A 14,006-nucleotide genomic window follows, 5' to 3' on the forward strand; every position below is an offset into this window, starting at 1 on the left:
CCGCAATACTCCGTTCACAATTCCCTGCCGGAGGCGGCAACGCGCGGCGGTGTGCTTTTCATCCCGGTCACCGCTCCGAGATGCGAGAACGGACTTGAGACCTAGGACCTCACGCCCCTCCCGAGCGCTGGTGCGCCCCCGTCTGGGCCGTGTGCGGCGGATCATGGCTGCCCTCGTCTCGGGGCTGGGCAGGGGCAGCCCCGTGCCGTGCCTTGCAGGCCGCGGCTGGGTCGTGGCTTGTCGCGCAGTTCCCCGCGCCCCTGACGGGGCGCTCCGCTGACGGGACGCTCCGGAGAGCGCCCTCAAGGGGCGCCGGGAAGGCGGGCCGTGAGGGTGTAGAGCCGGGTGATCTGCCCGGCGCTCTCGTTGTCGTCGCTGGCGAGCAGGAGCCGCAGGCGGCCGCCCGGGGCGTGGCCGGTGACGGCCAGGGCCTCGATGTTGTCGAGCAGCGGGTTCTTCTGGGGCGAGGGGTTGGGCGCGCCGAGGTCGGGGCAGTCGGCGAGGTCGGCGAGCAGCCTCTTGTGCACGAGGCGGGCGCCGCTCGTCCCGGTGAGCTTCCCGACCCGGCTCACGTCGCTCGCGCGGCGCGGGTCGGCGAGGTAGAGCCGGACGGTGTTGCCCGTGCCCTTCTCCCAGCCGCGCTCCAGGACGAGCAGCCGTCCGTGGCCCGCGTCGGCGATCTCCGCGACGCCGAGCTTCGGGTCGACGGGGTAACCCCACTGCCGGGCGAGCCCGTACGCCCCGTGCCCGCCGCCCTGTCCCCCGCCGTGCCGCTGCCAGCTCTGGAAGCGCACCAGGGGGCGCCCGTGCGCGTCCTTCCCGTCGCCCGTCAGCTGGCCCTCCATCGACGCGACCAGGGAACGTCCGCCCTGCCGTGCGGTCAGCCCCTCGAACGTCTGGTTCTGCTGCGCCCTTCCGGCCGGGGCGACCCGCAGCGCGTCCGGTACGGGCAGCCGCTCGCCCGTGAACGTGCCCCGGCGGTCGTAGCGCCGTACGGAGGGCTCGGTCTCGGAGGTGACCAGGCGGGTGCCGTCGCGCTCGACGACGAGCCCCTCGGAGTCGAGCGGCCCGCCCTTCTCGTCGGCCAGGGGCGTCCCGGAGACCGTACGGGCGTCGGGCGTACCGTCGCCGCCGTGCGTCCGTACGTCGAGCGAGAAGAGCGCGGAGCGGTCGGACAGGGCGGCGATCCGCCCGTGCGTGTCCGGGGCGAGCGCGGAGAGACCGGCGACGGGGAGCCCGTCGTGGGTGGTCTTGTCCAGGGCGTCGGAGTACCCGCCGAGCGCGACGGACGGCGAGCAGGCGTTGCGGGGCGCGGCGCTTCCGGCCGTCTCCCCGGTCCCGGCCGCCGCTCCGGTGACGCAGGTGGCGAGGGCCGCGACGGCGGTCGCGGCGGCCAGCGGGATCCGGATACGCATCGACTGCCCCCTCAAGCGGCGCAACGGGCGTGCGCCACGGGCACGTTAGACGGCCCTCCCGGTGGTCGCCAGGGATGTCACCGGCCTCTCATGAGGCCGTCGCCGGGGGATCTTCCGCCGTTTCCGGAACGGCCACGCGTGCCCCGACCGCGCCCGGTGAGGGGCGCGGCCGGTGCGGTCCTGACGCGCGGGGCCCCTGGGACCGAGGGCGGCCCGGCGAGCGGACGGGCTCTGCCGGGACCGCCCTGGCCGGGCGGCGCGTTCCCTGGGTGCGGACAGGCGGGCACCCCCCACGAGGCCAGACCTGCCGCCTACCGCGCCGCCATCCCGCGGGACCGCGTTCCGAAGTCTGTCGAGATCTCTCCCGCAATGCACGTCGACCGATCAAAATTAGTAACGTCCCGTATTAAACCAGTGGCACATAGTGACGCCCCCGGAGGGATTTCGCCTTCCCGTCAAGCCCCGTCGACCAGCGGTGATCACTGGCGGAGACCGGGGAAGGCCCGGCACGGTGTGCGATCGGCCGAATACCGGGCGTCCCCAACACGACCGGAAACAGTGGTCAGAGGGGGGTCGGAAGAGGATCAGCGGGGCCCGGGAGCCGGTTCCGCTTCCCGCGCGGCGGCGATCTGCCGGGTCATGAGCGTCGTCAGCTCGTACGCCGTGTGCGAGGCGGCGACAGAAGTGATCTCCGCGTGGTCGTAGGCGGGCGCGACCTCCACCAGGTCGGCCGAGACCAGATTGCAGTCGGACAACCCCCGGAGGATCTCCAGCAGTTCGCGCGAGGTGATCCCGCCCGCCTCTGGCGTGCCCGTGCCGGGCGCGTGCGCAGGGTCCAGGACGTCGATGTCCACGGACACGTAGAGCGGCCTGTCGCCGATCCGCTGGCGGAGCTGGTCGGTGACCTCGTCCACGCCGCGGCGCATCACATCGGCCGAGGTGACGATCCCGAAGCCCATCCTGGCGTCCTCGTCCAGGTCCTTCTTCCCGTAGAGCGGCCCGCGCGTGCCCACGTGCGAGAGGGCCGAGGTGTCCAGCAGCCCCTCCTCGAAGGCCCGCCGGAACGGCGTCCCATGGGTGTAGGCCGCGCCGAAGTAGGTGTCCCAGGTGTCCAGATGGGCGTCGAAATGGAGCAGCGCGACCGGGCCGTGCTTCCGGGCCATCGCGCGCAGCAGGGGCAGCGCGATGGTGTGGTCCCCGCCGAGCGTCATCATCCGCGCCCCGCTGTCGAGGATCTCCCCCGCCGCGTGCTCGACCGTCTCGACGGCCTCGCCGATGTCGAACGGGTTCACCGCGATGTCACCCGCGTCGGCGACCTGGGCGAGCGCGAAGGGCGACGCGTCCTGCGCCGGGTTGTACGGGCGCAGCAGCCGGGACGCCTCGCGGATGGCGTTGCCCCCGAACCGCGCGCCCGGGCGGTACGAGACGCCCGTGTCGAAGGGGACCCCGACGACGGCGACGTCCGTACGGCCGCCGGTCTCGTCCAGGCGCGGGAGCCGCGCGAACGTCGCGGGCCCCGCGTACCGGGGGACACGGGAGGAGTCGACGGGGCCCTTGGGGGCGCCGTGCTGCGGCTCTGGTGCACTGCTGGTCAGGCTGCTGCTCATGCGCCTGAGGGTAGACGCGGGGACGCTGTCTCCCGTTGGACGGATCTGAGCGTGGGCGGGCCGCCTTTTGGACACTCCGTCCATCGAGCGGGAGTACGAGACACAATGGCCACATGTCACAGCCTCTGTCACTGCCCCTGCCGTTCCCGGCGGCCCCCGCCCGCGAAGCCCTCATAGAGCACCTGGTGCGCACCCGGATCTCCGGTGACGTGGCCACGCCCCGGGAGAACAACCTCTCCCACTACCGCAAGCTCGCCAACGGCGACCGGCACTACTGGCTCGGTCTCGAACTGGGCGACCGCTGGGAGGACGAGCAGGACGTGCTCGCGGTGATGGCCGAGCGCTGCGGCGTCAACGACGACCCGGACTACCGCACCGGGCAGGACACCATCGACCCCGAGCTGACCGTCGGCGCGCTGGACCGCGCGGCGGCCGAGCTCCGCAAGGCGGCCGAGGGCGGACGGCGCGTGCTGTTCGCGACGGGCCACCCGGGCGCGCTGCTCGACATGCACGGCACCCTCGCCATGGCCATGCGGCTGGCGGGCTGCGAGATCGTCCGCTCGCCCCTGGGCGTCTTCGCGGACGACGGCGTGGTCGTGCAGTTCCAGGGCGTCGCCGCCTACGAGCGCGGAGCCACCCTCTGGCACACCCACTCCCCCGCGCCCATGGCGGGCATCCTGGACGGCCTGGAGCAGGCCGGGGAGCCCCTGCCCGACCTCGTGGTCGCCGACCACGGCTGGGCGGGCTGCGCGGCGCAGCGCGGCCTCACGGCGGTCGGCTTCGCCGACTGCAACGACCCGGCGCTCTTCCTCGGCGAGTCCGAGGGCACCCTCTCGGTCGCGGTCCCGCTGGACGACCACGTGGCCGACCCGCGCTTCTACGAGCCGATGACGGCGTATCTGCTGGAGGCCGCCGGGCTGACGAGCCCCACGGAGCCCGCCGCGTAAAAGCGTTTGCGGCGGGTGGTGATCGCCCTTACGGTCACGCGCATGTCCGCATGCTTCGGCGCGTTCTCCGCGTGCTCCGCGTTCACGCGCCTGCGTCAGGCCCCGGCCCTCCGCCAGGACGCCTGACCGTTCTTCCACCCGCGCTCCCGCGGGCACTCTTCCGTCGCCACACACGGCGACGCGTCCTGCGCGCAGGGCCACCGATGTCTCCAGCGACTCGGGCAGGCCCTGGCTCCTCAGCTCCGGCCTGTCCTCGATCAGAGGACCTCATCCGTGGCACGCCGCCGCAAGACGCTCTCCCAGAACTTCCTGAACAGCTCGTCCGCCGTCGACCAGGTCGTACGCCTCTCCGGGCTCGGCCCCCGCGACCTCGTGGTCGAACCGGGCGCGGGCGAGGGGGCGCTCACCCTCGCCCTGGCCCGGCGCTGCCGCCGGGTCGTCGCCTACGAACTGGACCCCGCGCTCGCCGCCCGGCTGCCCGCACGCACCCGGCGGTTCCCCAACGTCCGTACGGTGCGCGGCGACTTCACGCGGGCCCGCGCGCCCCGCGAGCCCTTCGCCGTCGTCGGCAACATCCCGTTCTCCCGCACCACGGACATCGTCCGCTGGTGCCTCCAGGCGCCGTCGATGACCTCGGCGACGCTGCTCACCCAGTGGGAGTTCGCGCGCAAGCGCACCGGCGGTTACGGCCGCTGGACCCTGCTGACCGTACGGAGCTGGCCCGAGTACGAATGGCGGCTCCTGTCGCGCGTGGGGCGGCACCATTTCACGCCGGTGCCGCGGACGGACTCGGCGGTGCTCCGTATCGGGCACAGGGCCGCTCCCCTGCTGCCGCGTGAGGCGCTGCCCGCCTACCGGGCGTTCGCCGACCACGGCTTCACGGGCGTCGGGGGCTCGCTCTTCGCGACGCTCACACGGCGCCACCGTACGCGGCGGGTGCGCGCGGCCTACGCGTCGCTGGAGCTCGACGAGTCGGCCCCGGTCGGACTGGTACGGCCCGATCAGTGGCTGGACCTCTTCCGCGCCCTGGAGGGCGTGGACGGCGTGCCTACGTACGGTCGCGCGGCACCCTGACGACGCCTTCCTGGATGACGGAGACCACCAGCCGTCCGTCCCGGGTGAAGATGCGCCCCTTGCCGAGTCCCCGGCCGCCCTGCGCGGTCGGGGACTCCTGGTCGTACAGCAGCCACTCGTCCGCGCGGAAGGGGCGGTGGAACCACATCGCGTGGTCCAGGCTCGCGCCCACCACGTCGCCGACCGCCCAGCCGCCCCTGCCGTGCGCGAGCAGGATGGAGTCCAGGAGTGTCATGTCCGAGACGTAGGTGGCCAGGCAGATGTGGAGCGCCGGGTCGTCGAAATCGCCGTCCAGCTTGCCGTTCGTCCGGAACCACACCTGGGAGCGCGGTTCGCCGGGGCGGCCGACCCTGCCGAACGGGGGCTCCTCGACGTACCGCAGGTCCACCGCCTCCCGGGCTTTGAGCAGTCGCTCAGGCACCTTGGGGTCGCGGAAGAGGTCCGCGTAGCGCGGCAGGATCTCCTCGGCCGTCGGCAGCGTCTCCGGGTCGGGCGCCTCGGGCATCGGCTCCTGGTGCTCCAGTCCCTCCTCGTGGACCTGGAAGGACGCCGACAGATGGAAGATAGGCTGGCCGTGCTGGACCGCGACGACGCGGCGGGTGGTGAAGGAACGGCCGTCCCGTATCCGGTCGACCGTGTAGACGATGCGGGCGCCCGGGTCGCCGGGGCGCAGGAAGTACGCGTGCAGGGAGTGCGGCAGCCGTCCCTCCGGGACGGTGCGGCAGGCCGCGACGAGCGCCTGCGCGGCGACCTGTCCGCCGAAGACACGGGGGACGACGGACGCGCGGCTGTCGCCGCGGAAGATGTCCTGCTCGACCCGCTCCAGATCGAGCAGGTCGAGCAGGGACGTCAGTGCGTGGCTCATGGTGCTGTGGTCCGCCTCGGCCTAGAGACCCATCGACTTCGCGACGATGGAGCGCATGACCTCGCTCGTGCCTCCGTAGATGCGGGAGACGCGGGTGTCGGCGTAGAGCCCGGCGATGGGGTACTCCAGCATGTATCCGTAACCGCCGTGGAGCTGGAGGCACTTGTCGATGACCTTGGCGGCCAGCTCGGTGGTGAACAGCTTCGCCGAGGCCGCGTCGGCCGGGGTCAGGTCGCCCTCGTCCAGCGCTTCGAGCGCGCGGTCGACGACGGCCTGCATGGCGTCGACGTCGGCCTTGCAGTCGGCGAGGACGAACTTGGTGTTCTGGAAGGAGGCGACCTCCTTGCCGAAGACCGTCCGCTCCTTCACGTAGTCGTGCGCGAAGCGGACAGCCGCCGCCGACTGGGCGTACGCGCTGATGGCGATGCCGAGGCGCTCCTGCGGGAGGTTGTGCGTGAGGTAGGAGAACGCCTTGCCCTCCTCGCCGAGCAGGTCCTCCACGGGCACCTTGACGTCGGTGAAGGAGAGTTCGGCCGTGTCGGAGGCGCGCAGCCCCAGCTTGTCGAGCTTGCGGCCGACCGCGTACCCCTCGCTGCTCGTGTCCACGACGAGGATGGAGATGCCGCCGCGCCGGTCCTCGGGGGTCGGGGCCGCGGTACGGGCGCACACGAGGACGCGGTCGGCCTGGACGCCGCCGGTGATGAACGTCTTGGCCCCGTTGAGCACATAGTGCGTGCCGTCCTCGGAGAGCCTGGCGGTGGTCTTCATGCCCGCGAGGTCCGAGCCGGTGCCGGGCTCGGTCATGGCGATGGCCGTCATCATCTCGCCCGCCACGAAGGGGGGCAGCCAGCGGCGCTTCTGCTCCTCGTTCCCGTACTTGAGGAGGTAGGGGAGGCAGAGCGCGGTGTGGACGCTGGAGCCGCCGAAGCTGACCCCGGCCCGCGCGCACTCCTCGGAGATCACGGCGTTGAACTTGAAGCTCTCCTCGCCCGCGCCGCCGTACTCCTCGGGGACCTCGATGCCGAAGACGCCCAGCTCGCCCAGCTTCTTGTAGAGGTCCCGGGGGACGTAACCCTGCTCGGCCCACTCCTGGTAGTACGGGACCACCTCGGCCGCGATGAAGTCGCGGATCGTCTGGCGGAACGCCTCGTGGTCCTCGTTGAACACCGTGCGACGCACAGCTCGCCTCCCTGGATCCCTCTGCCCGGCAGCCCGCGACGCCCGTCGCCATGGGCTAAGCGCTTGCTCAGCACCTCGCCTCAAGCTACCCAGCGGTCATACGGGCTGTCCAGGCCCGGCGGCCGCCAGCGCGCCCCGCACGAGGCGGTGCAGCAGCGCCGCCGTGGTCTCCCGGTCGGGCATCGCGGAGGGGCCGCTCAGATGCGGCGTCGAGTTGAGCAGCCCGAAGACCGTGTGCACCGAGACGCGGGCCTCCAGCTCCGTGAGGTCGGGATAGAGGGCGCGCACGGCGTCCACCCACAGCTCCACGTACTGCCGCTGGAGCTTGCGCACCTGCTTGCGGTCCTCCTCCTTGAGCCGGTCCAGCTCGCGGTCGTGGAGGGTGATCAGGGCGCGGTCGTCGAGCGCGAAGTCGATGTGGCCCTCGATGAGCGAGTCGAGCACCGCGGCGGGCGGCAGCCCCGCGGCCGCTGCCTCCTCGGCGCGCCGCCTCCCGCCCTCGTGGAGCCGCTCGCTGATGCCGACGAGAAGCTCGGCCAGCATCGCGTCCTTCCCCGCGAAGTGACGGTAGAGCCCGGGGCCGCTGATGCCGACCGCCGCCCCTATCTCGTCGACCCCGACGCCATGGAAGCCGCGCTCGGCGAAGAGCCGAGCGGCCTCACGCAGAATCTGCTCGCGGCGCGTCAGCGCGGCCGTCCTGGTGCTCATGCGGACCATTCTAGACAGCCGCGTTAGTGAGCGTTAACCTGAAGGCGAGTGGTTAACGGTGACTAACTCACCGGTAGGTCATGCCTGCCCGCGGGGCAGGGCTGTCACGTCGGGCAAGGGGGCTCCGCGGGATGAACGAGCAGACAGCGCGTGCCACAGCGGCGCCCAGGCTGAAGAGCGCCGTGGACCCGGCCTCCGAGGCCGCCCGCGCCCACGAGGCCGCGCACCGCGAGCTGGCGGCGACGCTGCGCGAGAAGCTGGCCCGCGCCCGGCTGGGCGGCGGCGAGCGGGCCCGCGCCCGGCACACCGCGCGCGGCAAGCTGCTGCCGCGCGAGCGGGTGGACGCGCTCCTCGACCCCGGCTCGCCCTTCCTGGAGCTGTCCCCGCTCGCGGCCGACGGGATGTACGAGGACGCGGCTCCGGCGGCCGGGGTGATCGCCGGCATCGGCAGGGTCTCGGGCCGCGAGGTCGTCGTCGTGGCCAATGACGCCACGGTCAAGGGCGGCACCTATTACCCGATGACGGTCAAGAAGCACCTGCGCGCCCAGGAGGTCGCGAAGGAGAACGCGCTGCCGTGCGTCTATCTCGTCGACTCCGGTGGCGCCTTCCTCCCGATGCAGGACGAGGTCTTCCCCGACCGCGAGCACTTCGGCCGGATCTTCTACAACCAGGCGCGGCTCTCGGCCGCCGGGATCCCGCAGATCGCCGCCGTCCTCGGCTCCTGCACGGCGGGCGGGGCCTATGTCCCGGCGATGAGCGACGAGGCGGTGATCGTGCGCGAGCAGGGCACGATCTTCCTCGGCGGCCCGCCGCTGGTGAAGGCCGCGACCGGCGAGGTCGTCACCGCCGAGGAGCTGGGCGGCGGCGAGGTGCACTCGCGGATCTCCGGCGTCACCGACCACCTCGCCGAGGACGACGCGCACGCGCTGCGGATCGTCCGCGACATCGTCGCCACCCTCCCCGCGCCGCCGGAGGGCGACGCGCTCCCCTGGTCGGTGACGGCCCCGGAGGAGCCCGCGGTGGACCCCGCGGGGCTGTACGGGGCGGTCCCGGCCGACTCCCGCACGCCGTACGACGTGCGGGAGGTCATCGCCCGCGTCGTGGACGGCTCCCGCTTCCACGAGTTCAAGGCGGAGTACGGGACGACGCTGGTCACCGGCTTCGCCCATGTCCACGGCCACCCGGTCGGCATCGTGGCGAACAACGGGATCCTGTTCTCCGAATCGGCCCAGAAGGGCGCCCACTTCATCGAGCTGTGCGACCAGCGCGGCATCCCCCTCCTCTTCCTGCAGAACATCTCGGGCTTCATGGTCGGGAAGGACTACGAGGCGGGGGGCATCGCCAAGCACGGCGCCAAGATGGTCACCGCCGTGGCCTGCGCCAGGGTCCCCAAGCTGACGGTGGTCATCGGCGGTTCCTACGGCGCGGGGAACTACTCGATGTGCGGCCGGGCCTACAGCCCCCGCTTCCTGTGGATGTGGCCGAACGCGAAGATCTCCGTCATGGGCGGCGAGCAGGCCGCCTCGGTGCTCTCCACCGTCAAGCGGGACCAGTTGGAGGCACGCGGCGAGGAGTGGAGCGCCGAGGAGGAAGAGGCCTTTCGCGCCCCGGTCCGCGCGCAGTACGAATCGCAGGGGAACGCGTATTACGCCACGGCCCGGCTCTGGGACGACGGCGTGATCGACCCGCTGGAGACCAGAGCGGTGCTGGGCCTCGCGCTCACCGCGTGCGCCCGCGCTCCGCTGCCGCACAGGGACCCGGACGCGGCGCGCTTCGGCGTCTTCCGGATGTGAGACCGGCTCCCGATGCGCGACCCGGTCCCGAGCGTGGGACCCGACCGACAATCCCGACCCCAGGTGACCCAGGCAGGCAGGAAGTGGGCTGATGTTCGACACCGTGCTGGTGGCCAACCGCGGTGAGATCGCGGTGCGCGTGATCCGTACGCTCAGGGCGCTCGGCATCCGCTCCGTGGCCGTGCACAGCGACGCGGACGCGGACGCCCGCCATGTGCGCGAGGCCGACACCTCGGTGCGGATCGGCCCGGCCGCCGCAGCCGAAAGCTATCTCTCGGCCGAGCGGCTGCTGGAGGCCGCGCGGCGCGGCGGCGCCCAGGCCGTCCACCCGGGATACGGATTCCTCGCGGAGAACGCGGCGTTCGCCCGGGCCTGCGCCGAAGCCGGGCTCGCCTTCATCGGACCTCCGGCCGACGCCATCGAGCTGATGGGCGACAAGATCCGCGCCAAGGAGACGGTGCGCGCGGCGGGCGTCCCGGTGGTCCCGGGCTCCGACGGCAGCGGCCTGACCGACGCCGAACTCGCGGTGGCCGCGCGGGAGACGGGACTGCCCGTGCTGCTCAAGCCCTCGGCGGGCGGCGGCGGCAAGGGCATGCGGCTCGTCCGGGACGAGGCGGCCCTGCCCGACGAGATCGCGGCGGCCCGCCGCGAGGCGCGCGGCGCCTTCGGGGACGACACGCTGCTCGTCGAGCGCTGGATCGACCAGCCCCGGCACATCGAGATCCAGGTGCTGGCCGACGGGCACGGCGGGGTGGTGCACCTCGGCGAGCGCGAGTGCTCGCTCCAGCGCCGCCACCAGAAGATCATCGAGGAGGCCCCCAGCCCCCTGCTGGACGAGGCGACGCGCGCCGCGATGGGCGCCGCCGCGGTCGAGGCCGCGCGGTCCTGCGGCTACCGGGGCGCGGGCACGGTCGAGTTCATCGTCCCGGGCGACGGCTCGGGGAGCTATTTCTTCATGGAGATGAACACCCGCCTCCAGGTGGAGCACCCCGTCACCGAGCTGATCACCGGGCTCGACCTGGTGGAGTGGCAGCTCCGCGTCGCGGCGGGCGAGCCGCTCTCCTTCGGCCAGGACGCCGTCACGCTGACCGGGCACGCGGTCGAGGCCCGGGTCTGCGCGGAGACGGCCCGGCTCGGCACGGACGGCGACCGGGTGGACTTCCTGCCGTCCGCGGGCCGCGTACTGCTCCTCCGCGAGCCGGAGGGCGACGGCGTCCGTACCGACTCGGGCCTCACCGAGGGCACGGAGGTCGGGACGGTGTACGACCCGATGCTCTCCAAGGTCATCGCCTGGGCCCCCGACAGGACAGCGGCGCTGCGCAAGCTGCGCGGCGCCCTCGCGGGGACGACGGTGCTCGGCGTGGACACCAACGCGTCATTCCTGCGCGGGCTGCTCGCCGTCCCCGAGGTCGTCTCCGGCGAGCTGGACACGGGCCTGGTGGACCGCACGGCACCCGGACTGGTCCGGCAGCGCGTCCCCGACGAGGTGTACGCGACGGCGGCGCTGCTCCGTCACTCGGCCCTGGCACCGGCCCCGTCCCCGGCCGGGGAGGGCACGGGCTGGGTCAATCCCTTCGCGGAGCCCTCGGGCTGGCGCCTCGGCGGCGAACCGGCCTGGACGGTGCACCACTTCAGGGTCCCGGGCCATGAGCCGGTGGCCGTCCGGGTGCGCGCCCTCGGCGGCGGCGCGGCGGAGGTGAGCGTGGCCGGGGCCGAGGCGGTCCCGGCGAGGCTCGCCGAAGGACCGCGCCCGCGCCTGGAGTTCGACGGCGTCACCCACACCTTCGACCACGCGCCCTCGGACTCGGGCGACGGCACAGGACCCGGCACGGGCGGCGGCGTGTGGCTCGGGCGGGACGGCGAGGCCTGGCACGTGGGGCCGTTCGACCCGGTGGAGGCCTCGCTCAGCGACGTCGCCGGGGCGCACGGGGCCGACGCGCTCACCGCGCCGATGCCCGGCACGGTCACGGTCGTCAAGGCGGCCGTCGGCGACCAGGTGTCGGCGGGCCAGAGCCTGGTGGTCGTCGAGGCCATGAAGATGGAGCACGTCATCGCCGCGCCGCACGACGGGACCGTGATCGAGCTGGACGTCACGGCGGGCACCACCGTCGCCATGGACCAGCTCCTCGCGGTCGTCGAGCCGCACGCGGAGGCGGAGGACGAGGACGAGAAGGAGGCGCGGGACTGATGGCAGCAGCCGGATTGCCGATGGTCTTCCCCGTGGAGGGCCTGCCGCCCCGGGTCCGTATCCACGAGGTCGGCCCCCGTGACGGCTTGCAGAACGAGAAGACGGTCGTCCCCGTCGAGGTGAAGTCGGAGTTCATCCACCGCCTCGCCGGAGCGGGCCTGGGCACCATCGAGGCGACCAGCTTCGTGCACCCCAAGTGGGTCCCCCAGCTCGCGGACGCCGAGCGGCTCTATCCGCTGCTGGGCGATCTGCCGGAGGAGACCCGCCTCCCCGTCCTGGTGCCCAACGCGCGCGGGCTGGACCGGGCGCTGGAGCTGGGCGCCCGGGAGGTCGCGGTGTTCGCCAGCGCCACGGAGTCGTTCGCCAAGGCCAATCTCAACCGGACGGTGGACGAGGCGCTCGCGATGTTCGAGCCCGTGGTGGCCCGCGCCCGCGAGGAGCGGCTGCCGGTGCGCGGCTATCTCTCGATGTGCTTCGGCGACCCGTGGGAGGGCCCCGTGCCCGTCACGCAGGTCGTGCGCGTGTGCCGGGCCCTGGCCGACATGGGCTGCGACGAGCTGAGCCTCGGGGACACCATCGGCGTCGCCACCCCCGGCCATGTCACCGAGCTGCTGTCCGCGCTGCACGAGGCGGGCCTCCCGGCCCCGCGCCTCGCCGTCCACTTCCACGACACGTACGGCCAGGCCCTGGCGAACACGTTCGCGGCGCTCCAGCACGGCATCGCGACGGTGGACGCCTCGGCGGGCGGCCTGGGCGGCTGTCCGTACGCGAAGAGCGCGACCGGCAATCTCGCCACCGAGGACCTCGTCTGGATGCTGCACGGTCTCGGCATCGAGACCGGCGTCGACCTCGACCGTCTGTGCGCCACAAGCGCCTGGATGGCCGACCGGCTGGGCCGCCCCAGCCCCTCCCGCACGGTCCGCGCCCTCACCGGCGCGGACACCGCCGAGCCCACGAGCTCCACCGGCTCTTCCGGCCCCTCCCACAAGGAGTCCTGACCATGGCTCTCGACCACCGCCTCTCCTCCGAGCACGAGGAACTGCGCCGCACCGTCGAGGAATTCGCGCACGACGTCGTGGCCCCGAAGATCGGGGAGTTCTACGAGCGGCACGAGTTCCCGTACGAGATCGTCCGCCAGATGGGCAGCATGGGCCTCTTCGGCCTCCCCTTCCCCGAGGAGTACGGGGGCATGGGCGGCGACTATCTCGCGCTCTGCCTCGCCCTGGAGGAGCTGGCGCGGGTCGACTCGTCGGTGGCCATCACCCTGGAGGCGGGGGTCTCGCTCGGGGCCATGCCGCTGCATCTCTTCGGCACGGAGAAGCAGAAGCGGGAGTGGCTGCCGAGGCTGTGCTCCGGGGAGATCCTGGGCGCGTTCGGCCTGACCGAGCCGGGCTTCGGCTCCGACGCGGGCGGCACGGCGACGACGGCGGTGCGGGACGAGACCACGGGCGACTGGGTGATCAACGGGACCAAGGCGTTCATCACCAACTCCGGCACGGACATCACGGGCCTGGTCACCGTCACGGCCGTCACGGGCCGGAAGGAGAACGGGCGCCCGCTGATCTCCAGCATCATCGTGCCGTCCGGCACCCCGGGCTTCACGGTGGCCCCGGGATACTCCAAGGTCGGGTGGAACGCGTCGGACACCCATGAGCTCTCCTTCTCCGACGTCCGCGTCCCGGCGGAGAATCTGCTCGGCGAGGAGGGCCGGGGGTACGCGCAGTTCCTCCGCATCCTCGACGAGGGCCGGATCGCGATCTCCGCGCTGGCGACCGGGCTCGCCCAGGGCTGCGTCGACGAGTCCGTGCGGTATGCCAACACCCGGGAGGCGTTCGGCCGGACCATCGGGACCAACCAGGCCATCCAGTTCAAGCTCGCCGACATGGAGATGCGGGCCCACACCTCCCGTATCGCCTGGCGGGACGCGGCGTCGCGGATGCTGGCGGGCGAGCCGTTCAAGAAGGAGGCGGCGCTCGCGAAGCTGTACTCCTCGGAGAGCGCGGTGACCAATGCCCGCGAGGCCACCCAGATCCACGGGGGATACGGGTTCATGAACGAGTATCCGGTCGCCCGTATGTGGCGCGACTCCAAGATCCTGGAGATCGGCGAGGGCACGAGCGAGGTCCAGCGGATGCTGGTCGCCCGCGAGCTGGGCGTCGGCTGAGTGCGGGGAAGCGAGTGTGGGGAGCTGAGTCTTTCTGGGGGATGACCCCCGCTCCCGCAGCCGAAA

11 protein-coding genes are annotated in these 14,006 nt (G+C 72.7%); 6 read left to right on the plus strand and 5 right to left on the minus strand.

Going from position 1 to position 14,006, the window contains the following annotated elements:
- Positions 1-302 precede the first annotated feature (302 nt).
- Entirely contained in the window at positions 303-1,415 is a 1,113-nt protein-coding gene (locus ACGF3A_RS31455) for an esterase-like activity of phytase family protein (RefSeq protein ID WP_393733773.1), read from the minus strand.
- A gap of 584 nt (positions 1,416-1,999) precedes the next feature.
- Positions 2,000-3,022, minus strand: a complete 1,023-nt coding sequence (gene speB, locus ACGF3A_RS31460; protein ID WP_393733774.1) for an agmatinase — start codon at positions 3,020-3,022, stop codon at positions 2,000-2,002.
- 113 nt (positions 3,023-3,135) lie between these two features.
- On the opposite strand from speB, the gene ACGF3A_RS31465 reads away from it, so the two are divergent.
- Entirely contained in the window at positions 3,136-3,969 is an 834-nt protein-coding gene (locus ACGF3A_RS31465; protein WP_393733775.1) for a phosphatase, read from the plus strand.
- 273 nt (positions 3,970-4,242) lie between these two features.
- Positions 4,243-5,043: an ErmE/ErmH/ErmO/ErmR family 23S rRNA (adenine(2058)-N(6))-methyltransferase gene (gene erm / locus ACGF3A_RS31470; RefSeq protein ID WP_393733776.1), complete on the plus strand. Its 801-nt coding sequence runs from the start codon at positions 4,243-4,245 to the stop codon at positions 5,041-5,043.
- Here erm and tesB read toward each other — a convergent pair.
- From tesB to ACGF3A_RS31485, 3 genes are all read right to left on the minus strand, one after another.
- The gene (gene tesB / locus ACGF3A_RS31475) at positions 5,018-5,908 is read right to left on the minus strand and encodes an acyl-CoA thioesterase II (protein WP_393733777.1); all 891 of its coding nucleotides are present in this window, start codon (positions 5,906-5,908) and stop codon (positions 5,018-5,020) included. The genes erm and tesB overlap by 26 nt on opposite strands.
- A 21-nt stretch (positions 5,909-5,929) precedes the next feature.
- Positions 5,930-7,087 carry an acyl-CoA dehydrogenase family protein gene (locus tag ACGF3A_RS31480; protein WP_393733778.1) on the minus strand — a complete coding sequence of 386 codons (1,158 nt, stop codon included), beginning with the start codon at positions 7,085-7,087 and terminating at the stop codon, positions 5,930-5,932.
- A 96-nt stretch (positions 7,088-7,183) separates the two neighbouring features.
- Positions 7,184-7,795: a TetR/AcrR family transcriptional regulator gene (locus ACGF3A_RS31485; protein ID WP_393733779.1), complete on the minus strand. Its 612-nt coding sequence runs from the start codon at positions 7,793-7,795 to the stop codon at positions 7,184-7,186.
- Between the two features lie 131 nt (positions 7,796-7,926).
- On the opposite strand from ACGF3A_RS31485, the gene ACGF3A_RS31490 reads away from it, so the two are divergent.
- The 4 genes from ACGF3A_RS31490 (at position 7,927) to ACGF3A_RS31505 (ending at position 13,940) form a co-directional block, all read left to right on the plus strand.
- Positions 7,927-9,588 (plus strand): carboxyl transferase domain-containing protein, encoded by a 1,662-nt coding sequence (locus tag ACGF3A_RS31490; protein ID WP_393733780.1) that lies wholly within the window; start codon positions 7,927-7,929, stop codon positions 9,586-9,588.
- A gap of 91 nt (positions 9,589-9,679) precedes the next feature.
- Entirely contained in the window at positions 9,680-11,776 is a 2,097-nt protein-coding gene (locus ACGF3A_RS31495) for a biotin carboxylase N-terminal domain-containing protein (RefSeq protein ID WP_393733781.1), read from the plus strand.
- Positions 11,776-12,774: a hydroxymethylglutaryl-CoA lyase gene (locus ACGF3A_RS31500; RefSeq protein ID WP_393733782.1), complete on the plus strand. Its 999-nt coding sequence runs from the start codon at positions 11,776-11,778 to the stop codon at positions 12,772-12,774. Before ACGF3A_RS31495 ends, ACGF3A_RS31500 begins: the two co-directional genes overlap by 1 nt.
- Positions 12,775-12,776: 2 nt before the next feature.
- Positions 12,777-13,940 carry an acyl-CoA dehydrogenase family protein gene (locus ACGF3A_RS31505; RefSeq protein WP_393733783.1) on the plus strand — a complete coding sequence of 388 codons (1,164 nt, stop codon included), beginning with the start codon at positions 12,777-12,779 and terminating at the stop codon, positions 13,938-13,940.
- The last annotated feature ends 66 nt before the right edge of the window (positions 13,941-14,006 follow it).

The sequence above is a fragment of the Streptomyces sp. NPDC048172 genome, assembly GCF_043202595.1.
Taxonomy (GTDB): Bacteria; Actinomycetota; Actinomycetes; order Streptomycetales; family Streptomycetaceae; genus Streptomyces.

What these genes read in the sequence shown, in the direction of transcription:
- ACGF3A_RS31455 (WP_393733773.1), bottom strand. Translation starts at nt 1,415, where the DNA reads ATGCGTATCCGGATCCCGCTGGCCGCCGCGACCGCCGTCGCGGCCCTC.
- speB (WP_393733774.1), bottom strand. Translation starts at nt 3,022, where the DNA reads ATGAGCAGCAGCCTGACCAGCAGTGCACCAGAGCCGCAGCACGGCGCC.
- ACGF3A_RS31465 (WP_393733775.1), top strand. Translation starts at nt 3,136, where the DNA reads ATGTCACAGCCTCTGTCACTGCCCCTGCCGTTCCCGGCGGCCCCCGCC.
- tesB (WP_393733777.1), bottom strand. Translation starts at nt 5,908, where the DNA reads ATGAGCCACGCACTGACGTCCCTGCTCGACCTGCTCGATCTGGAGCGG.
- ACGF3A_RS31485 (WP_393733779.1), bottom strand. Translation starts at nt 7,795, where the DNA reads ATGAGCACCAGGACGGCCGCGCTGACGCGCCGCGAGCAGATTCTGCGT.
- ACGF3A_RS31490 (WP_393733780.1), top strand. Translation starts at nt 7,927, where the DNA reads ATGAACGAGCAGACAGCGCGTGCCACAGCGGCGCCCAGGCTGAAGAGC.
- ACGF3A_RS31495 (WP_393733781.1), top strand. Translation starts at nt 9,680, where the DNA reads ATGTTCGACACCGTGCTGGTGGCCAACCGCGGTGAGATCGCGGTGCGC.
- ACGF3A_RS31500 (WP_393733782.1), top strand. Translation starts at nt 11,776, where the DNA reads ATGGCAGCAGCCGGATTGCCGATGGTCTTCCCCGTGGAGGGCCTGCCG.
- ACGF3A_RS31505 (WP_393733783.1), top strand. Translation starts at nt 12,777, where the DNA reads ATGGCTCTCGACCACCGCCTCTCCTCCGAGCACGAGGAACTGCGCCGC.